General features: G+C 34.9%; 18 protein-coding genes and 1 other RNA gene. 9 read left to right on the forward strand and 10 right to left on the reverse strand.

The features are described from left to right. The first annotated feature begins 146 nt into the window (after nucleotides 1-146). A complete protein-coding gene (gene trhA / locus KXJ69_RS12580) occupies nucleotides 147-764 on the forward strand; it encodes a PAQR family membrane homeostasis protein TrhA (protein ID WP_219053474.1) in 618 nt (205 codons plus the stop codon). Here the strand turns inward: trhA and KXJ69_RS12585 are convergent. Next, nucleotides 761-1,429: a ZIP family metal transporter gene (locus KXJ69_RS12585; RefSeq protein ID WP_219053475.1), complete on the reverse strand. Its 669-nt coding sequence runs from the start codon at nucleotides 1,427-1,429 to the stop codon at nucleotides 761-763. The genes trhA and KXJ69_RS12585 overlap by 4 nt on opposite strands. A gap of 63 nt (nucleotides 1,430-1,492) precedes the next feature. Between KXJ69_RS12585 and KXJ69_RS12590 the strand changes: the two genes are divergently transcribed. Beyond that, complete coding sequence (locus KXJ69_RS12590) at nucleotides 1,493-2,650, forward strand: THUMP domain-containing class I SAM-dependent RNA methyltransferase (protein ID WP_219053476.1); 1,158 nt, start codon at nucleotides 1,493-1,495, stop codon at nucleotides 2,648-2,650. A 1-nt stretch (nucleotide 2,651) separates the two neighbouring features. Here KXJ69_RS12590 and KXJ69_RS12595 read toward each other — a convergent pair whose 3' ends face one another. From KXJ69_RS12595 to rlmD, 3 genes are read right to left on the reverse strand one after another with little or no spacing between them, the layout of a single operon-like run. Continuing rightward, entirely contained in the window at nucleotides 2,652-3,359 is a 708-nt protein-coding gene (locus KXJ69_RS12595) for a DUF6048 family protein (protein ID WP_219053477.1), read from the reverse strand. Continuing rightward, complete coding sequence (locus KXJ69_RS12600) at nucleotides 3,325-3,822, reverse strand: DUF6452 family protein (protein WP_219053478.1); 498 nt, start codon at nucleotides 3,820-3,822, stop codon at nucleotides 3,325-3,327. Before KXJ69_RS12600 ends, KXJ69_RS12595 begins: the two co-directional genes overlap by 35 nt. Beyond that, on the reverse strand, nucleotides 3,822-5,237 hold the full coding sequence (gene rlmD, locus KXJ69_RS12605) for a 23S rRNA (uracil(1939)-C(5))-methyltransferase RlmD (RefSeq protein ID WP_219053479.1): 1,416 nt from the start codon (nucleotides 5,235-5,237) through the stop codon (nucleotides 3,822-3,824). Before rlmD ends, KXJ69_RS12600 begins: the two co-directional genes overlap by 1 nt. Nucleotides 5,238-5,391: 154 nt before the next feature. Between rlmD and rocD the strand changes: the two genes are divergently transcribed. Continuing rightward, nucleotides 5,392-6,672, forward strand: coding sequence for an ornithine--oxo-acid transaminase (gene rocD / locus KXJ69_RS12610; RefSeq protein WP_219053480.1), 1,281 nt, complete (start codon nucleotides 5,392-5,394; stop codon nucleotides 6,670-6,672). A gap of 75 nt (nucleotides 6,673-6,747) precedes the next feature. Here rocD and KXJ69_RS12615 read toward each other — a convergent pair whose 3' ends face one another. The 3 genes from KXJ69_RS12615 to KXJ69_RS12625 all read right to left on the reverse strand — a co-directional run bounded on the left by KXJ69_RS12615 (nucleotide 6,748) and on the right by KXJ69_RS12625 (nucleotide 9,335). Further along, entirely contained in the window at nucleotides 6,748-7,071 is a 324-nt protein-coding gene (locus KXJ69_RS12615) for a CCC motif membrane protein (RefSeq protein WP_219053481.1), read from the reverse strand. A 74-nt stretch (nucleotides 7,072-7,145) separates the two neighbouring features. After that, complete coding sequence (locus KXJ69_RS12620; RefSeq protein ID WP_219053482.1) at nucleotides 7,146-7,433, reverse strand: DUF2752 domain-containing protein; 288 nt, start codon at nucleotides 7,431-7,433, stop codon at nucleotides 7,146-7,148. Between the two features lie 12 nt (nucleotides 7,434-7,445). Beyond that, nucleotides 7,446-9,335 carry a DUF8693 domain-containing protein gene (locus KXJ69_RS12625; protein WP_219053483.1) on the reverse strand — a complete coding sequence of 630 codons (1,890 nt, stop codon included), beginning with the start codon at nucleotides 9,333-9,335 and terminating at the stop codon, nucleotides 7,446-7,448. A 146-nt stretch (nucleotides 9,336-9,481) separates the two neighbouring features. On the opposite strand from KXJ69_RS12625, the gene KXJ69_RS12630 reads away from it, so the two are divergent. Further along, nucleotides 9,482-10,036 carry a DUF8465 domain-containing protein gene (locus KXJ69_RS12630; RefSeq protein WP_219053484.1) on the forward strand — a complete coding sequence of 185 codons (555 nt, stop codon included), beginning with the start codon at nucleotides 9,482-9,484 and terminating at the stop codon, nucleotides 10,034-10,036. Here KXJ69_RS12630 and KXJ69_RS12635 read toward each other — a convergent pair. Then, complete coding sequence (locus KXJ69_RS12635) at nucleotides 10,033-10,920, reverse strand: hypothetical protein (RefSeq protein WP_219053485.1); 888 nt, start codon at nucleotides 10,918-10,920, stop codon at nucleotides 10,033-10,035. The two genes, KXJ69_RS12630 and KXJ69_RS12635, sit on opposite strands and share 4 nt — an antisense overlap. 106 nt (nucleotides 10,921-11,026) lie before the next feature. On the opposite strand from KXJ69_RS12635, the gene KXJ69_RS12640 reads away from it, so the two are divergent. Then, nucleotides 11,027-12,175, forward strand: a complete 1,149-nt coding sequence (locus tag KXJ69_RS12640) for a cysteine desulfurase family protein (protein WP_219053486.1) — start codon at nucleotides 11,027-11,029, stop codon at nucleotides 12,173-12,175. On the opposite strand, the gene KXJ69_RS12645 is transcribed toward KXJ69_RS12640, so the two are convergent. After that, nucleotides 12,172-14,634 carry a TonB-dependent receptor gene (locus tag KXJ69_RS12645; RefSeq protein ID WP_219053487.1) on the reverse strand — a complete coding sequence of 821 codons (2,463 nt, stop codon included), beginning with the start codon at nucleotides 14,632-14,634 and terminating at the stop codon, nucleotides 12,172-12,174. The genes KXJ69_RS12640 and KXJ69_RS12645 overlap by 4 nt on opposite strands. 9 nt (nucleotides 14,635-14,643) lie before the next feature. Next, entirely contained in the window at nucleotides 14,644-16,335 is a 1,692-nt protein-coding gene (locus tag KXJ69_RS12650) for a M23 family metallopeptidase (RefSeq protein ID WP_219053488.1), read from the reverse strand. Nucleotides 16,336-16,483: 148 nt separating this feature from the next. Between KXJ69_RS12650 and KXJ69_RS12655 the strand changes: the two genes are divergently transcribed. The 4 genes from KXJ69_RS12655 (at nucleotide 16,484) to rny (ending at nucleotide 18,861) form a co-directional block, all read left to right on the forward strand. After that, complete coding sequence (locus KXJ69_RS12655; RefSeq protein ID WP_219053489.1) at nucleotides 16,484-16,774, forward strand: coiled-coil domain-containing protein; 291 nt, start codon at nucleotides 16,484-16,486, stop codon at nucleotides 16,772-16,774. Between the two features lie 11 nt (nucleotides 16,775-16,785). Then, nucleotides 16,786-17,076 carry a cell division protein ZapA gene (locus KXJ69_RS12660; protein WP_219053490.1) on the forward strand — a complete coding sequence of 97 codons (291 nt, stop codon included), beginning with the start codon at nucleotides 16,786-16,788 and terminating at the stop codon, nucleotides 17,074-17,076. 57 nt (nucleotides 17,077-17,133) lie between these two features. After that, a non-coding RNA gene (gene ssrS / locus KXJ69_RS12665) (6S RNA) lies at nucleotides 17,134-17,241 on the forward strand. 54 nt (nucleotides 17,242-17,295) lie between these two features. Then, nucleotides 17,296-18,861, forward strand: a complete 1,566-nt coding sequence (gene rny / locus KXJ69_RS12670; protein WP_219053491.1) for a ribonuclease Y — start codon at nucleotides 17,296-17,298, stop codon at nucleotides 18,859-18,861. Nucleotides 18,862-18,903 lie beyond the last annotated feature (42 nt).

Consider the following 18,903-nt stretch of genomic DNA (forward strand, 5'->3'; position numbering starts at 1 on the left):
ATTCCGAACAGGGAAGTTAAGCCCGATTGCGCCGATGATACTGCATCTATGTGGAAAAGTAGGTCGCCGCCTTCTTTTAAAAACCCCTCCAAAATATTGGAGGGGTTTTTTTATACTATTTTTGTTGAAAATTAGTTACCTACAATATGTATAGCAAAAAGGAAGAATTTTGGAATGTGGTTACCCATGGTATAGGTATACTATTATCTTTTGTGGCGCTAATATTGTTATTAATTTTTAATAATGGCAATGCATTAGATACGTTGAGTATAGTTCTATATTCAGCTACGCTTGTATTTCTGTATTCAGCTTCCACGCTTTACCATTCAGTTTCTAGTGAAAAATGGAAATTTTTTTTCAGAAAACTGGATCATATAGGGATCTATTTTTTAATTGCGGGAACCTATACTCCTGTTGCACTTATTTCTTTAGTGAATGAAAATGGTTGGACCATTTTTTGGACGGTTTGGGGAATTGCTATTGCAGGAACCATTTTAAAAATTTTCTTCACAGGTAAATATGATAAACTTTCCCTTTTACTATATCTAGCTATGGGGTGGTTAATTATATTCGATTTTAAAAACCTTTGGGAAGTTCAATCGGCTTTAGGAATTACATTATTAGGACTGGGAGGTTTATTTTATACTCTTGGGACTATTTTTTATGCCTTTGAAAGAATTCCTTATAATCACGCTATCTGGCACGTATTTGTCCTAGCGGGAAGTGTGTTTCATTTCTTTTTTATATTTCTCGATGTCATTTAAAGTAGGTAAGCGAGTATCACACCTATAAAAATAGTAGTTAACTTCATTAAATTAAACTTGTGGTCTTTGCTGCTTTCAAATAAAATGGTGGTGGATACGTGTAAAAAGATACCAATAGCAATCGCATTTATTTCTGTAGAATAATCTGAAAGTACTGAGATATTATTTTTGAAAAAGCTTCCTAGTGGGGTCATACATGCAAACAATAGTAAAAAAAATACCGTTGTTTTTTTTGAGTATTCAGCAGCTATAAAATAGATGGTAAGAATCACCGCTATAGGTATTTTATGAATGACAACTCCCCATAAAACATCAGCATTTTCAGTGATGGGAAACCCTTCAATAATAGAGTGTATCGATAATCCTAAAAACAATAACCACGGAAAATCTTTATGGTCACCATGTAAATGAACGTGTCCATGTTCTGCTCCTTTGGTGATAAAATCAAGAATAATTTGAAGCAGAATACCTATCATAATAAGTACTCCAATACTTTTTGAAGGACTTTCAAAAACTTCAGGGAGTAATTCAAATAACGTAATGGATAGTAGAAAAGCACCACTAAATGAAAGTAAATATTGATGAATCAATACTTTCTTGCTAGAAATTAGTAACGCAATAATATATCCAGCACCTATTGCTAAAAATGGAAGTAAATAAACCATGGGTTAAATTTGGTAATGCCTTGCTAAAATAGGCTATTTTTGCAAAGAGTTTGAACACAATACATGGAAAATAATTTTAAAATGATTGCCAAGACCCTTTACGGCCTGGAAGATTTATTAGCAAAAGAACTTCAAGAACTTGGAGCTTCATCTATAGAAAAAGGGATCCGAAATGTTTCATTTGAAGGGGACACAGGGTTTATGTACAAAGCCAACCTATGTTGTAGAACTGCCATTAAAATATTGAAACCCATCGATTATTTTAATGTATTTACGGAAGACGACATCTATAAAAAAGTATATGACATCCCTTGGGAAAATTATATGACAAGTGATGGCTCGCTGGCTGTTAATGCTACTGTTTTTTCTGAAGTTTTCACCCATTCTCAATATATCGCTTTAAAAACCAAAGATGCTATTGTAGACCGTTTTAGAGATAGGGAAGGGGTGCGTCCCGATGTAGATTTAGATCATCCTACCCTACGAATCAATATTCACATCGACAGAAATATTTGTACTATCTCATTAGACAGTTCTGGCGAATCATTACATAAAAGAGGATATAAAGTAAGTTCTGCATTGGCGCCAATAAATGAAGTCTTAGCTGCAGGAATTTTGATGCTTTCTGGTTGGAGAGGGCAATGTGATTTCTTAGATCCTATGTGTGGTAGTGGAACGTTCCTTACTGAAGCAGCCATGATAGCCTGTAATATCCCTGCAAATTTAAATAGAGATGAGTTTGGTTTTGAAACGTGGCCCGATTTTGATGAAGATCTATACGAAATTATAGAAAGTGCTTCTTTGAAAAAAATTAAAGATTTTCATTTTAAAATTGTTGGGTATGAAATAGATCCAATATCCATAAAGAAAGCAAAAGAGAATGTAAAGAATGCGAACCTGCAAGATTTTATAGAAATCAAAGAACAGAACTTCTTTGAAAGCAAAAAAGAACATGATAAATACCTACATTTAGTTTTTAATCCTCCCTATGACGAACGCCTTTCTGTAAAAAATATCGAAGAATTCTATGGGAATATTGGAAACACCTTAAAGCATGGCTATCCAGGTTCACAAGCCTGGATGATTACTTCTAATATGGATGCACTAAAATGTGTGGGATTACGACCTTCACAAAAAATTAAATTATTTAACGGAAAGTTGGAAGCAAAATTAGTGAAATACGAAATGTATTCAGGCAGTAAAAAGGCAAGTAAACAATAAGTTATTTCTTAAAAATTGGAATTAAATACGACAAACTGTATCCATATCCCACACCAAACTTGCTAAAGTCATACGTTCGATTAAATCCTGGAACGATAAGATTATCAAAGTTGTCTGGCGTTTTTTCGCTTATCATTCGTTTTACTTGCACATTAATGCCGAGATAAAGGTTAGTGAAAATTTCGGTTTTTACTCCCAATATAAATTCAATCCAACTGGCATTTAATCCTGAAAATTCAATGGGATCTGTTCGAATTTCAGTTGGAAACGTAATGTCTGTAGTGTAGACAGGATAAGCTGTTAATTCTTCAGAAAAAGTCGCAAATCCATAACGCAATCCAGCAGTGATGGCGTTGTTCATTCCTATCCAATTATTATACGCATTGTAATCGGCGCCTAATTTTATGTAACTACCAGAAATAGTTGCTTTTAAACTATCTTCATCCCAGTCTCGCGTTTCAGTTCCAATTTCTGCAGCAGCATAAAACTTTTCTGAAAAACGTAAATCCCCCACAATTTCAAAACCAGAATAACCATCCTCAAAAGCTGTTCTGGCTAATTTTGAAAGATCACCGCCAACACGTAAACCATATTTTTGTGTAGCTACTTTTGTTGTGTCCGTAGTCGTTTCAGAAGTTTCTTGTGCTGTCATAGAAAATGAAGCACAAAGCATACTAATGGAAAATAGTAATATGTACTTCGTTTTCATTGTCAACAGTTGTTTTTAAAATTTCAGTATCCAGAATCCAATTACCGTTTAAAGGTTCTTCTTCCAAATCCACAAATAAATCATTGTAAATTACTTTAAATCCGCAAGCTCTGTTTATATAAACTTCTTCTCTTGAATAATTAAAGGAAATTGCATCAAAGTTATGATCTTCTTCACTAGTGCTATTATATTCAAAAAGGAATGAAGATAGATTTAATTCGGTATCCAATGGAATTAAAACTTCCGTATCATTAATGGCAGAAGCGGTGACTAAAGTACTGTCTGCATTATTTACATAAATAACCAAATCTTGTACAGCTTTGGTCGATTCTCTATCTGTGATGTCTCTAAATTCAATGTATAAAAGGGGAGTGGTAGCAGTATCCTCAGGACAAATATCATCTCGGGTACAACCCATAAAGAGTGCCAATAAAAATAAAGCTGAAAATAATCTAAGGGCCATTAAGAATTTCGTTTTTCCAAAAGTACAACATTTTCTACGTGATGTGTCTGCGGAAACATATCTACTGGTTGCACCTTTGTCACTTTATAAAAAGCATTCATTAAACTTAAATCTCGAGCCTGTGTAGCACTATTACAGCTTACATAAACAATCTTATTGGGTGAAAGCCGGATAAGTTGCTCCACCACATCTTTATGCATTCCGTCACGAGGAGGATCGGTAATAACCACATCGGGTTTTCCGTGTTCTGAAATAAAAGCAATGTTAAACACCTTTTTCATATCACCCACATGAAAGCTTACATTTTCAATTCCATTTAGTTTTGCATTCTCCCTGGCAGCCTCAATGGCTTCTGGTACTGCTTCAATGCCAACAACATACTTTGCTTTTTTAGCAACAAACTGCGCAATGGTTCCCGCTCCAGTATATAAATCATACACCAATTCGTCACCTTTTAAATTTGCAAAATCTCTTGTTACTTTATACAATTCATGGGCTTGATCACTATTGGTTTGATAAAAAGATTTAGCATTGATCTTAAATTTTAAACCTTCCATCTCTTCAAAAATGTGATCTCTTCCGCTGAAACAAATAACCTCCTGGTCGTAAATAGTATCGTTTGCTTTTGAATTAACAACATATAAAAGCGATGTTATTTCAGGAAATTCTTTAGAAATAGCAGTTAAAAGTAACTCCCTTTTTTCTTTGTCTTCATAATAAAACTGAAGCAATACCATCACTTCTCCTATGGAAGTATTTCGTATCATTAAAGTACGCAATAGGCCTTCTTGATTTCGGGTGTTAAAAAAAGGAAGTTTTAATTCTTCAGCCTTCTTTTTAATAAAATTTCGGATATCGTTACTTGGATCTGCTTGTAAATGACATGTCGAAATGTTTAAAATTTTGTCCCACATTCCTGGAATATGGAACCCTAAAGCATTTCGGTTTTCAATAACTTTATCGCTTTCAATTTGATCTTTGGTAAGCCATTTACTGTCGCTAAAGGAAAACTCCATTTTATTGCGATACAAATATTCATTTTTGGAGCCAAGAATGGGAGTAACCTCTGGAAGTTCTATTTTACCTAAGCGCTTAAGATTATTTTCAACTTCTTTTTGTTTGAAGAATAACTGATGTTCATACGCCATTTGTTGCCATTTGCATCCTCCACAGGTACCAAAATGATCGCAAACGGGTGTTGTTCTTTTTTCAGAATATTTTGAAAATTCAATTGCGGTTCCTTCATAATAACCACTTCGCTGTTTTGTGGTTTGTACCGTAGCAATATCGCCAGGTACAGCATTATTTATAAAGATAACTTTCCCGTCTGGAGCCTTAGCCACGGCCTTTCCTTTTGCCCCAGCATCAATCACTTCTATGTCTTTAAAAACTTTCCGTTTATTTCGTCTAGCCATAGGCGCAAAAGTAATGTCTTTCTATAAAAAATGTACATAAAATTTAGTAATTTGCGCCCAAGGATGATTTCTCTCCTCCGCTGAATTTTCGAGTCTTCGAAAAAATAAAGGTATAGCAGGAATTTTTTATTTATTACTCTTAAAAATTTATGTTATGGCAGTTTTAGAAAAAACTTCGTCGCAAAAAGCAATCGATTTAGAAAACAAGTACGGTGCTCACAATTACCATCCGCTTCCTGTGGTTTTATCTAGGGGAGAAGGTGTGTATGTTTGGGATGTTGAAGGAAAAAAGTATTACGATTTCCTTTCGGCGTATTCTGCCGTAAACCAAGGTCATTGTCATCCTAAAATTGTAAATGCAATGACGAGTCAAGCGCAAAAGCTTACATTAACTTCACGTGCGTTTTATAATGATATGCTGGGGAAATATGAAAAGTATGCCACAGAATACTTTGGTTTTGATAAGTTATTACCTATGAATACAGGAGCCGAGGCTGTTGAGACAGCTTTAAAGATTTGTCGTCGTTGGGCTTATCAAGTAAAAGGAATTTCTGAAAACGATGCACAAATCATTGTATGTGAAAATAACTTTCACGGAAGAACCACTACCATTATTTCATTTTCTAACGATCCTGTGGCAAGAAAGAATTTTGGACCTTATACACAAGGGTTTATTAAAATTGAATATGATAATTTAAAAGCACTTGAAGCTGCTCTAGAATCGAATAAGAACGTTGCTGGATTTTTGGTGGAGCCCATTCAAGGTGAAGCAGGAGTGTATGTACCTTCTGAGGGCTATTTAAAAGCTGCTAAGGCTCTTTGCGAAAAATATAACGTCTTGTTTATTGCGGATGAAGTACAGACGGGAATTGCTCGAACAGGGAGATTATTAGCTACTTGTGGTAATTGTAGTTGCGAAAATAAAAATTGCAGTGGTACTCCAGAGGTGAAACCTGATATTTTAATTTTAGGAAAGGCATTAAGTGGGGGAGCCTACCCAGTATCAGCCGTTTTAGCAAACGACGCTATTATGAATGTCATTACACCGGGTTCACACGGATCTACTTTTGGGGGAAATCCCATTGCGGCGGCTGTTGCGATGGCTGCCTTAGAGGTCGTGCAGGAAGAAAAACTGGCCGAGAAAGCTTATGTCTTGGGTGAATTATTTAGAAAGAAGTTAAATGAATATATAGAAAATAGCAGCATTGCAAAACTGGTAAGAGGTAAAGGACTTCTTAATGCTATTGTTATCAATGATACTGAAGAAAGTGATACGGCTTGGAATATCTGTCTTCGTTTAAGAGATAACGGATTATTAGCAAAACCAACCCACGGGAATATTATCCGATTTGCACCGCCCTTGGTAATGACAGAAGATCAACTTTTGGATTGTGTTTCAATTATTGTTAAAACATTAAAAGAGTTTGAAAAATAAAGGCTAATGCCTGTTGTTTACAAAAAAAAAGCGACCCTATTAAGGTCGCTTTTTTTTTGTATTTAGTTTAAAAAATTACATTCCGTACTTCTCAAGCATTTCTTGTTGCATATTCATAATTCCATCTGAACCAAGAGTAGCAAATAACCAAACGGTATATATTAAATAAATAACATTAAGGGCAATACCAATATACGCTAGTATTTTCCCTGTTTTTACATTTTGATAACCACTATATTGTTCTGGATTTTCTAAGTAGGTTTGAGTCGCTTTTTTAGCCATTACAATTGCAATGATACCAAAAATTAAACCGAGTACTCCATAGCAACAGCAAGTTACAATAGAAATAATACCAAACACTAATATAAGCGTTGCATTAGGTAATTTTTGTTGTTCCATAATGATATGATTAGTTAGTTATTATCCTTTAAATTTAAGCAAAAATCTCTAAGCTACAAGAGTTTCTGTTAAATTTATACGTGATATGTAGTATACATTTTTATAAAATAGCTCACTATTATTATCAAGATGTTTATGGAAATAAGGAATACTTTAATAAACTTTCCATATTTATATTCAATAAAAAATGTCGAAATTAGAAAAAGTACAAGAAGAATAAGGGTATATATTGCTGGATAGGCCTTAAATGCTAAGAGGAATTCTCCTTTAAAAAGAAAGGCCGTGGCACGTTGTATGCCACAGCCTAAACATTCAATTCCGAATAGTTTTTTATTAAGACAGGGGAGCATATACTCTTCCATGTCTTAAAAATCTTATTTATTAATTACATTTATTTTATAAACAATAGTTTGATTGTCTGTAGTTGATAATCTAACTAGATATACGGCATCACTTAAATTCGCTGTTGGGAATGTAAGTTTAGAACTATTTCCTACATTACTTTCCGAGTATACCAACTTTCCACCCATATCAAAAATGTTAAGTGTTTTGATATCATATCCATCAGGATTAGAAACTTCTAATTGCTTTGCAGGATTGTTTTGGAAGAAATCAACAGATTGAGTAATACCTCTTTCACTAATAATTGGAACATCTTCATCATCTTCATCAGAGATAATTTGTTTATCTTTAAATGTTATGAAGAATCGTCCTTCATATGTTCCAGCATCTAGCAATATAGATGCTGTTTCAGGATTTTCATTTGCCGATTCATCTGGATAAATTGGCAAATAAGTGCCATTAAGTTTATCATATAAATAAACATTCTGAAATGGTGGATTTACTATTTCAGCAGAAATAAGTTTAACATTCTCTTGTTGATTAAGTTTAAAAGAGATAGGAATGAACATATTATCTCCACCTTTATACGGAACCGTTTGGATAACAAGATTTTTCTTCTTGGCTGGATCATCACCGTTAATGGTAAAATATGCTTCTGTTATAGCGCCATCACTGGGATGTGTAGCATCTAGCCCACGATCAAAATCGAACGTGGCAGAATTGTGAAACATTAAGACCATATCTCTAAAGTGCGTGTTATCTCCAAATATTGCGTGAAGTCTTAGAAGCGGGGTTGCCTCAACAGAATTTCTAAATTCAGAAAAATTTCCAGCACCTTCTTTAATAAAAGTAGTTGCTCTCTGACTATTCTTTAAAATAAGTTGATTTGGACTTGCATCAACTATTCCAGAATTTGATGAAACCATAAATCCCTGTCCAACAGGAGCATAAAGTCTTTCAAAAGAAGCGCCATTTACACCAGTATCTGTAGTTGGATTTCCTTGGCTATCATAATTCATAAAATTAGGCGCTGTATAAACTCCACCATCTACATAAGGCGTGGGTCCAGGTATCCAGGTACCATAACCACCTTTATTATCAATATATAAATGTGAGTTAATAGATCTATCTTCATCCCAAAAACGAATTGCATCAATCTCTTGATTGTCAGAATCATTAAAGAATAAATTTAAATCTAAAACAGAAGGGTATGGATTCCCTGTAAAAGTAAAATAATAATTAGTTCCATCAGTAAATGGAATTGCAGCAGTTTGCGCTGGTATAGTGATGTTTCCGTTGTTAGGTCGTCCTCTGAAATCGTAACGTTGGTTTTGGGGCTCATTATAAGGATCTGAATGTACAGTAACATCTGTACCTTTCATTGTAAATCCATATCCTGCTGGAACAAGATCCGATGCGCCTGTTGCGGCCCATCTTTGATTAACAGGATTAAAGGTATAAAGCCATCTAGTGGCTATTCGTAATGGTGATGAAACTGAATTAAAATTCCCCGTGGTTTCAGACCTTAAAGATTCTGTAACATTTAAGGAATCCCAGAGACGGCGAACTCCAAAGTTTTGATTACCAGAACCGGTTAATCTTCCTACTGGGGAACACCAAAAGTTATAATCATATGAATCGGCATTACTCTCTTGAAAAACAGAGATATGACCAGTCCCACTATTGGTAGAATTTGAATTTCCTTGTAAAAGTTGAGATCCTTCTCGTAAATAAATACTTCCTACAGTCGTAGGATTATTTGTATTTAAAACTAAGTTAATGTCCTGTTCAACAAATAAAAGTTGGTCTTTGACATAGACATAAGAGTCTGTTGAAGTAGTTGCGTTGGGGGATACGTACAACTGAGCATAAGATACATTAGCTATTGTTGCAACAGCCAATAATAGTAGTAGGTTTTTCATACTTATTATGTTTATGAAGGGTCTATTTGGGGTAAAGCCTTCTATTTCAAGTTGTAAAAATAACAATATTTTTGAATAATTGAAAGTAATTTCCTCATTTTTAGTGATATTTGAACTAATTTTCGTTAAAGTGAATAATATTATCTATGAAAAGCCTAAAAGTTGGAGTGAGAATTTCTGTTTTAGATGAAGACATATCTGGAATAGTTAAAGCGATAGATGGACAATCTGTTGTTATTGAAACTAAGGATGGTTTTGAAATGACCTTTAATCGAAATGAAATTGTTGTCGATCAAGGAATTCCTAAGGATAAATATCTTGAGGGAATTGATTATGTAATCCATTCTGAAATAAATTCTAAATCCAAAAGAAAGGAAATTTTACGGCCTAAAAAAGGAGCTTTGCCTCCTATGGAAGTAGATTTACATATAGAACAATTAGTAAATAACCATAAAAGTTTATCAAGCTATCAAATACTAAATATTCAGATGGATGGTGCAAAGCATAAATTAGAATTTGCCATTAGAAAAAAAATTCAAAGAATTGTCTTTATTCATGGGATAGGAGAGGGTGTGCTACGAGCAGAATTAGAGTTTTTAATTGGGAGGTATGAAGGTCTAAAATGTTACGATGCTGATTATCAAAAATATGGTCGAGGTGCTCTTGAAGTCTATATTCCTCAATCCATAATGGGGGTTTAGAAGTTAGGGGTAGTCAATAGGGTCCCAGCTTGTATTCCTTCTATACTCCCCAAAATAAGAGTTTCGTAAGTTATTTGCTCCTTTCCATTGGTAAGAACTAAATTGTAAATTTTTAATACAATATTAGTAGAAAAATCGAATGAGTGTTCTCTGTAGATGTCTAAAATATAGCTATTAGAAACTTTCGGATTCAAGAAATTTGGGCCAACAGTTACATCATCTATGTCATTAGTTGGGTCTAAATTCAAGTCTGAATCTTCATATCTAGTTAATACTCCATCTCCATCATCATCATCGTCCAAATAATCTGGAATTGAATCTCCATCAGTATCTTTTGGATTTGTTAAAGGATTGTTGTCGCCGTCCGCATTTTCAGTATCCAACTCAAGAAGCGTTGGAACATTATCACCATCGTCATCAAAATCGAAGTAATTTAAAATCCCGTCTTCATCTGTGTCCAATAATCCTTCGTCGTCACTATCGATTCCGTCTAAATCATCATAACTAGCAATAGTTACGAGTTCGGCGACTCCTGAGTTGCCTAGATATTCATCAATAGCTTGTGGTGTGGTAGGCGGGACTTCATTGCAGAAATAACTAGAACTAACTTGGCCATTATAAATTCTGAAATTTATATAGTTTGAAGTTCCATCAAGGGTTACCCTAGTGGTATCTGAAGTAAAAAAAATATCCGAGTCACCTTGAAAAAGCAAGGAAATAGATTCGGTATCAGCGTTATTAATCTTGAAAAATAGGTACGAGTCACTTCCAGTGCAAAATTGAAGATTGGTATCCTCAAAGCTGAAAGAAGTAACAATTACATCTCCGTCATTACATCCAATGAATAGGATGCTTAGAAGAAAAAAACCAAGAAGTCTTTTCATACTTTTTTTATTTGTAATGCAAAATAAAGGAATTCTTCTGTAAAGCGTCCGCCAATAAGAGATATTAATATGTATTTTTGCAGAATCTTACGATTAATAGAGTTTTATGAAGAAAGTGTATTTTGATAGCGCGGCAACCTCCCAGTTGCGAAATGAGGTAATCCACACCATGACGAATGTTCTTAAAACAGAATATGGAAATCCTTCATCTACACATACATACGGTAGATCATCTAAATCGTTACTTGAAAATTGTAGGAAAGAAATTGCGAAGCTATTTAATGTCCAGGCTTCAGAAATTATATTCACATCTGGTGGTACCGAAGCCGATAATCTTGCCATACAGAGTTGTGTTAGGAATTTAGGAGTTCAAACAATTATTACTAGTAAATTAGAGCATCACGCAGTGCTACATACGGTTGAATCCCTTCAGAAGAAAGAGGGGGTTGAAGTTTTATACGTAAATCATAAAGAAGATAGTAGTATCGATATTGATTATTTCGAAACTCTTTTAAAAAAGTGTAAAAATAAAACACTTGTTAGCTTAATGCACGTTAATAATGAGATAGGAACGCTTTTACCTATCGAGAAGATTGCTTCAATTTCAAAGGAAAATGGCGCATTGTTGCATAGTGACATGGTACAATCTATTGGACATTTTAAAACCGATTTTGGAAAAGTGCCTATAGATTTTGCAGCAGCTTCAGCGCATAAATTCCATGGGCCAAAAGGCGTTGGTTTTGCCTTTGTAAGAAAGAATTCCGGCTTAAAACCTCTTATTGTGGGTGGTGGACAGGAGCGTGGTCTTCGCGCAGGAACAGAGGCAGTTTATGCAATTGCTGGAATGACAGAAGCATTGAAAATTGCATATCAAAATTTGGATGATGAAAAACAATATATAGCCTCTTTAAAGGAATATTTTAAAACTGAATTAACAAAAAGCATTAACAACGTTACTTTTAATGGTTTAAGTGGTGACTCCGAACAAAGCACCTATTCTATATTAAGTGTGAATTTACCTATCCCTGAAGATAAAGCTCAATTGTTAGTATTTCAATTGGATTTAAAAGGCATTGCTTGTTCGCAAGGAAGTGCTTGCCAGAGTGGAAGTGATGAAGGTTCGCATGTTCTTAAACAAATACTTTCTCCCTACAAACTAAAAAATCCTTCAATTCGATTTTCGTTTTCTTGTTTTAACACAAAGCCAGAAATTGATTATGTTATCAAGACGCTAAAAGAATTTGTCGAAAATTAAAATCTCGAAGTTATTCTCACGTTAAAAACTCTAGGAGTTAAATAATTCGGAATGGCATACTGAACTTTGGTATATACATCTCTTACAAAGGTGTTTGTAATAGAGTTTTGTACATCAAAAATATTGAATATCTCTGCACCAATAGTTAATTCCTTAAACGACTTAAATATCCCACTGTCTTTTCTTTTCTTGTCGTGAATTAATACATAGGATACGCCTAAATCTGCTCTTTTGTAATCGTTTAACCTGGTTTGAAAGTTATAAGGGTCTGCATAACTTGGGGAGCCTCCTGGTAATCCGGTGTTATAAACCATATTGAGATACATTTTTAAATCGGGAATTATCTTCACGTAATCTTGAAAGAGAACTCCAAACTTTAAACGCTGGTCTGTAGGTCTAAAAATATAACCACGGTCATCTATATTTTCTTCTGTTTTAAGGTATCCAAAACTCACCCAACTCTCAGTTCCAGGTACAAATTCACCTGCTAAACGTAAATCTACTCCATAGGCGTACGCAATGGCATTGTTGTTAGCTCTATAACGAATTCGTACGTTTTCAAGGGTATAGGGATTTACATCGGTAAGGCTTTTGTAATATACTTCCGAATTTAATGTAAAAGGACGCTCCCATAAATCGAAACTATAATCATTTCCGAAAACGATATGAATAGATTGTTGTGCCTTTACACCTGGTCTAACAGTTCCAGTTGAGTCTCGCAATTCACGGTAAAAGGGCGGTTGATGATAAAACCCTCCTGAAAGACGAAACAACATATCCATATCCCAATCAGGCTTTAATGTAATTTGAGCTCTTGGGCTAAATACGGTTTGCGTTGTACTTTTAATACCTTCGCCACTCACATTCCAGTTTTGTGCGCGAACACCAGCATTAAGGTATAACTCGTTATTTCCTAAAGTGGTTCTTTTACTCCATTGTGCAAAACCAGAAATTCTGCTAATTTGAACATCATTTTGTGCTCTAATAGTAGTGTAGGGTACAATTGGGGAGTCGTATGCTTCATATGGCTGATCGTTCGCATAGTCCTCAAGAGGAGGTCTAATAGAAAATCCAGCAGAATCTATAATTTCATATTCTTGAATACGGTCACGAATATCTTCGCGAGTATATTTTATTCCGTATTCAATTCGGCTATCTTTTATATCATATATACCCTTATGTTGGAAATTCATAATGAGTGCATCTAAGTCGTTTCTTGCGTGAGTTAGTTGTCCGCCAATGCCTTCAGCAAATTCAACTTCGCCTAAATTTTCATCTCCAATATTGGTATTTACTTCACCTAATAAATATTGTGCAAGAATATCGTAGTATTCTTTTTCGGTAGTTTGATAAATAGAACCAATAAACTTAGCTGTATAGTTATCTGATACGGCGTAGGTGCCTTTTAAAGCTCCAAAATAAGTATTGTATCTATCTTCTTCCTGACCTTCATAAAACACCAACAACGCACGAGGATCGGCAAGAGTTCCAAAGTTTGTTTGACGCGTTAAAGGTTCGTATTGATAATCGTTTATAGAAACATTTCCTAAAATTCCCAACTCAAACTTGCTACTTACTTTATACGTTAAATAGGTTTGTGCATCTGCAAATTTGGGTCTAAAATTAGTTTCTGTTTCTTTGGCATTAACAAAAAGGCTATTGTCTCTATATCGAAGTCCGACAATTCCAGTTAACCGTCCTGACTTGGATTTTCCACCCACCGAAACACTTGCGCCTAATAAGCTAGCATCTAGGGAAGCTTCAAAACTTGTGGGGCGACGGTAGGTAATGTCTAATACGGATGAAAGTTTATCGCCAAATTTTGCTTGAAATCCACCCGCTGAAAAATCGACACTTGAAGTTAAATCACTATTCACAAAGCTCAATCCTTCTTGTTGTCCACTTCGGATGAGGAAAGGACGATAGACTTCAATTTCATTAACATACACTAAGTTTTCATCATAGTTTCCACCGCGCACAGCGTATTGTGTACTTAATTCGTTATTCGCATTAACGCCTCCAAACGATTGCAATACATTTTCAACTCCAGCATTAGCGCCTGGAATTCGTCTTATAGTTTCAGGAGTAAGGGATGTAATTCCTTCAACTCTTTTTCTCTTTTTAATATCAATTTCAACAACCCCAATTTGTTCAATACTTACGCTTAGAGTAGGGTTAAACTCAAAATCTTCATTCGGTTTTAAGTTTAATGTAAGTCTTGCGTCCTTAAATCCCATATAGGAAAATACAATGGTAACATCTTGGTTTGAAGGAATTTCAAGAATGTACGCGCCCTCAAAAGTAGTGAGTGTTCCGCTATCGCCAGCCACAACATTTACACCAGAGATAGGCTTATTGTTTTCGTCAAAAACAAGTCCTTTTATGGTAGCTGTTTGTGCCGAAACTAAAGTTGTTAAAAGTGTAAAAAGGAGCAGTAGGGTAAATTGTAGCGTCTTCAAAAGCAAAAATTAAAGTTGTTTTCTGAAAAAAGTTGCTTCAAATGTAGTACTATTTCCCACATTATCCACAACGATAAGTTTTAAATTGTTTTCGGTTTCTTCAATCACATTGTCATTAAAATCATATATAAGAACGTCTTTTTTATAATCATATTCTGTTAAAATAAATTTTCCGTTTATGGTGGCACGATAGCTACTTACTCCAGATTCTTTATCATCAATCTTAATTTTTAATTCATCAAGTTTACTAATCCATTGTCCATCTTTAAAGTTTTTAGGTTCTATAATAGGGGGAATGGTATCCATGGCGAGGCAATATTTACCAAAGGTCCGAATTCCTGCGGTTAATTTTGAACCTTTTCGAGAAGTAGAATTATAATACGGAGTTCCTCTATAATTAATTCTCCCGATATAGAGTTTGTCTAAATCTGACTCTTCATAGTTTGAAGCATCAACGGTGATACTAATATTTCTATGAATTGGAATAATGTCTTCATGAAAGTTTAGCGTATCGCCCTTAGTTTCTATATAAAGATAGGTGTCTTCATATAAACTTTCGGAAGGAATATAGATGCTAAATTTTCCTTTTGTTATGGAAGTTGCCTGATTTGCATAAATATAATCTGAAGTTTCTTCCACTATTTTTGGGGTGAGAATTTCATCCTTTTTTCCATCAATAGGAATGGTAATTAACACCGAATTCTCTTTAAAATCTTTTACCTCTATGGTGTAAACCGAAGCAAAACCGTCCTCTACCTGAACATATCCATTATCAACTTCTTGTGTAATGACGCTAAGCGGATTATTAGATTGTCTAAATAGTTTTTGAACACGACTCTTATTGGTTTCAAAATATTTATAATCTATATATCTATTTAAATAGCGAGTTTCATCAAATGAAAATTTATTAAAAAGGACAGTAAATCGTTCTTCACCGTTAAACTTTGTTTTAATTTGGTAGGCTCCATTTTTGTTGGAAGCTCCATTCTGTTGGTCGTAAGCAGACACTCCAAAGCCAATTTTTCCAAAGGCTTTAATATTTTCAGCGACATAAGAACCGTCTTTTTGCCTTTTCAATCTAAGTTTTACAGGATTTTGTGATTGATCTACGTGTGCGTCTTCGCTTATTGGGTATGCAAAAACACTGTTTATAAGTGGTTCTTTTGTATCTGGAATTTCAATACCAAAAAGCATAGGATTCATAGGGCGGGAAGCCGCATCTCTAATTTCAAAATGTAAATGTGGACCGCCGCTGCTTCCGCTATTACCCGTAAACCCAATAATATCGCCTTTTTTTACAGGCAATACAGATGTTTCCGGAAAAAGTTCAATTTCAAAAGTTTCTTTATTGTATTGATTTCTCTTTACATATTTTTGAATTTCACCATCAAATTTGTCTAAGTGAGCATACACTGTATTGTATCCATTAGGATGCTGGATATACAAAGCTTTCCCATAGCCATAGTGTGATACTTTAATGCGTTTTACATAGCCATCGGCAGGGGCATAGACCGGAAAACCCGTTTTTTGTTGTGTTTTAATGTCGAGCCCACTATGAAAATGATTGCTCCGTAACTCACCAAAATTTCCAGAAAGTATCATCGTAATTTCTAACGGATTGCTAAAATAATCTGTTGGAATATTTTCTTGACTACGGACCAAGCACGTAGAAAGGAAAATGTAAAGGATAAAGTGCTTCATTTTATGAGGTTGTTTCACTAAGAATTAATGGGGAGTTTTCGATTTTATTGTACTTCGTATCAATATTACAAAAAAATACAGAAAAAGAGTTGGCTTATTTAAACCCGAATGTTAACTTTGTGAAATAAGTATTGATAAAGCTCATTGAATGTCTCAACTTTCAGATATTGTTGACTCTCTTGAAAATAGAATAAGTAAGTTGCTTCATAATTTTGAAAAACTGAAGCAAAGTAAGCTTAAACTTGAAGAAGAAGTTCAGATTTTAAAAGAACAACAACGTCAGTCTAAACAACAAATTGATGATTGGAAAGAAAAGTTTGAGAGTTTAAAAACAGCAAACTCAATGCTTGGCAGCGACCAATACAAACGAGATACAAAACTCAAAATAAATGCTTTAGTTCGGGAAATAGATCAATGCATTGCTCAACTTTCCGAATAACAATAAAATCAATGTCCAACGCGTTAAAAATAAAGCTTTCTATTGCAGACAGGGTTTACCCATTAACGATTAACCCTAATCAAGAAGAGGGGCTTAGAAAGGCCACTAAGAAAATAGAAGAGATGATTAAGCGTTTTGAAAATAGTTATGCCGTAAGAGACAAACAAGATGTTTTGGCAATGTGTGCTCTTCAGTTTGCAGCTCAGGTAGAACAAAAAGACATTGATAAAGTAAATGATCAAGAACAAATAGAGGAGAAGCTTGAAGCTTTAAACAAACTATTACAAGATCATTTAGCATAACGTTCTTTAAAATATAATAATAAGGTTACTGCCTACATTAGTATTATTTTTTGGTAAACTCAACAGGAATTCTTTAAAAAGGGTGAGTTGAAGTTGTAAAAGCGAGCCGTCTTTGAGCGGATACTTGACCAGCTTGTTAACCCTAAACTTGTTTTTAAGGAGTTTATACAAAATCACAATTATTAATGTAGGCTTTTTTATTTCACCAAATCAACAACAATGGACAATATAATTACAATAATAATTGCGGCAGTTGCAGGATTGATAATAGGGTTTGTTATTTCAAAAATACTTGAAAAAAAGCAAGCCTCACAAATGATGAAATCTGCAAAGAAAAGCGCAGCCGCTATACTTAAAGAAGCAAATACTGAAGCAGAATCTATTAAAAAGGAAAAAATACTTCAAGCCAAAGAGAAGTTTATTGAGCTTAAGTCTGAACACGAAAAAGTTATTTTAAGCCGTGATAAAAAAATAGCTGATGCCGAAAAGAGAATACGTGATAAAGAATCTCAAATTTCGAGCGAGTTAGCAAAAAATAAAAAGTTGAGTTCGGATTTAGAGTCTCAAAAACACGCTTTCGATGAAAAACTAAAGTATATTGAAAAGAAGGAATCCGAATTAGATAAACTTCATCGAAGTCAAATTGAACAGCTTGAAGTTATTTCAAGCCTATCAGCAGAAGATGCTAAAAATCAACTATTAGAGAGCCTAAAAGGGGAGGCCAAGACCAATGCAATGGCCTACATACAAAACACCCTGGAAGAGGCTAAAATGACTGCTCAGCAAGAGGCAAAAAAAGTCATTATTAATACCATACAACGAATAGGAACTGAAGAAGCCATAGAGAATTGTGTGTCGGTTTTTAATCTTGAAGGCGACGATGTGAAAGGGCGTATCATTGGTAGAGAAGGAAGAAACATACGTGCCATTGAGGCAGCCACCGGAGTAGAAATTATTGTTGATGACACCCCAGAAGCAATTATTCTTTCTTGCTTCGACTCAGTTCGAAGAGAGATTGCACGACTCTCATTGCACAAATTGGTAACCGACGGTCGTATTCACCCTGCCAGAATTGAAGAAGTGGTTAAAAAGACCACCAAGCAAATTGAGGAAGAAATTATCGAAGTTGGGAAGCGAACCGTTATCGATTTAGGGATACACGGATTACATCCAGAACTAATAAAAGCTGTAGGAAGAATGAAGTATCGGTCTTCTTACGGCCAAAACCTATTGCATCACTCTCGTGAAGTAGCGAGACTTTGTGGCGTCATGGCTTCGGAATTAGGACTGAATGCAAAATTGGCAAAGCGCGCTGGTTTACTTCACGATATTGGAAAAGTACCGGAAGCTGAAACAGAAACGCCTCACGCCATCCTTGGAATGCAATGGGCTGAGAAATACGGTGAAAAGCCTGAAGTATGTAATGCGATTGGTGCTCACCATGATGAAATTGAGATGACCGATTTACTTTCGCCTATTGTTCAAGTGTGCGATGCCATTAGCGGGGCACGCCCAGGAGCAAGAAGGCAAGTATTGGATTCTTACATTCAGCGTTTAAAAGATTTAGAAGATATTGCCTTTGGATTTGGAGGCGTACAAAAGGCCTATGCTATTCAGGCAGGAAGAGAATTACGTGTCATGGTAGAGAGTGAAAAGGTAAGTGATGATAAAGCAGCACAACTGTCTTTCGAAATTTCTCAAAAGATTCAAACAGATATGACCTATCCAGGTCAAGTAAAAGTTACCGTTATCCGGGAAACTAGAGCGGTCAATATTGCCAAATAGTGTAATATTGTTACACAAGTAAAAAGGCTTCAAATATGAGCC

It is taken from the genome of Halomarinibacterium sedimenti (assembly GCF_019312585.1).
GTDB classification, from domain to species: Bacteria; Bacteroidota; Bacteroidia; order Flavobacteriales; family Flavobacteriaceae; genus Halomarinibacterium; species Halomarinibacterium sedimenti.

Bases quoted from the DNA above. Each gene is read 5' to 3' on its own strand.
- rny (WP_219053491.1), top strand. From the start codon at position 17,296: ATGGACAATATAATTACAATAATAATTGCGGCAGTTGCAGGATTGATA.
- rocD (WP_219053480.1), top strand. From the start codon at position 5,392: ATGGCAGTTTTAGAAAAAACTTCGTCGCAAAAAGCAATCGATTTAGAA.
- KXJ69_RS12650 (WP_219053488.1), bottom strand. From the start codon at position 16,335: ATGAAGCACTTTATCCTTTACATTTTCCTTTCTACGTGCTTGGTCCGT.
- trhA (WP_219053474.1), top strand. From the start codon at position 147: ATGTATAGCAAAAAGGAAGAATTTTGGAATGTGGTTACCCATGGTATA.
- KXJ69_RS12600 (WP_219053478.1), bottom strand. From the start codon at position 3,822: ATGGCCCTTAGATTATTTTCAGCTTTATTTTTATTGGCACTCTTTATG.
- KXJ69_RS12590 (WP_219053476.1), top strand. From the start codon at position 1,493: ATGGAAAATAATTTTAAAATGATTGCCAAGACCCTTTACGGCCTGGAA.
- KXJ69_RS12595 (WP_219053477.1), bottom strand. From the start codon at position 3,359: ATGAAAACGAAGTACATATTACTATTTTCCATTAGTATGCTTTGTGCT.
- KXJ69_RS12585 (WP_219053475.1), bottom strand. From the start codon at position 1,429: ATGGTTTATTTACTTCCATTTTTAGCAATAGGTGCTGGATATATTATT.
- KXJ69_RS12640 (WP_219053486.1), top strand. From the start codon at position 11,027: ATGAAGAAAGTGTATTTTGATAGCGCGGCAACCTCCCAGTTGCGAAAT.
- KXJ69_RS12625 (WP_219053483.1), bottom strand. From the start codon at position 9,335: ATGAAAAACCTACTACTATTATTGGCTGTTGCAACAATAGCTAATGTA.
- KXJ69_RS12630 (WP_219053484.1), top strand. From the start codon at position 9,482: ATGAAAAGCCTAAAAGTTGGAGTGAGAATTTCTGTTTTAGATGAAGAC.
- KXJ69_RS12620 (WP_219053482.1), bottom strand. From the start codon at position 7,433: ATGGAAGAGTATATGCTCCCCTGTCTTAATAAAAAACTATTCGGAATT.
- KXJ69_RS12615 (WP_219053481.1), bottom strand. From the start codon at position 7,071: ATGGAACAACAAAAATTACCTAATGCAACGCTTATATTAGTGTTTGGT.
- rlmD (WP_219053479.1), bottom strand. From the start codon at position 5,237: ATGGCTAGACGAAATAAACGGAAAGTTTTTAAAGACATAGAAGTGATT.
- KXJ69_RS12660 (WP_219053490.1), top strand. From the start codon at position 16,786: ATGTCCAACGCGTTAAAAATAAAGCTTTCTATTGCAGACAGGGTTTAC.
- KXJ69_RS12655 (WP_219053489.1), top strand. From the start codon at position 16,484: ATGTCTCAACTTTCAGATATTGTTGACTCTCTTGAAAATAGAATAAGT.
- KXJ69_RS12635 (WP_219053485.1), bottom strand. From the start codon at position 10,920: ATGAAAAGACTTCTTGGTTTTTTTCTTCTAAGCATCCTATTCATTGGA.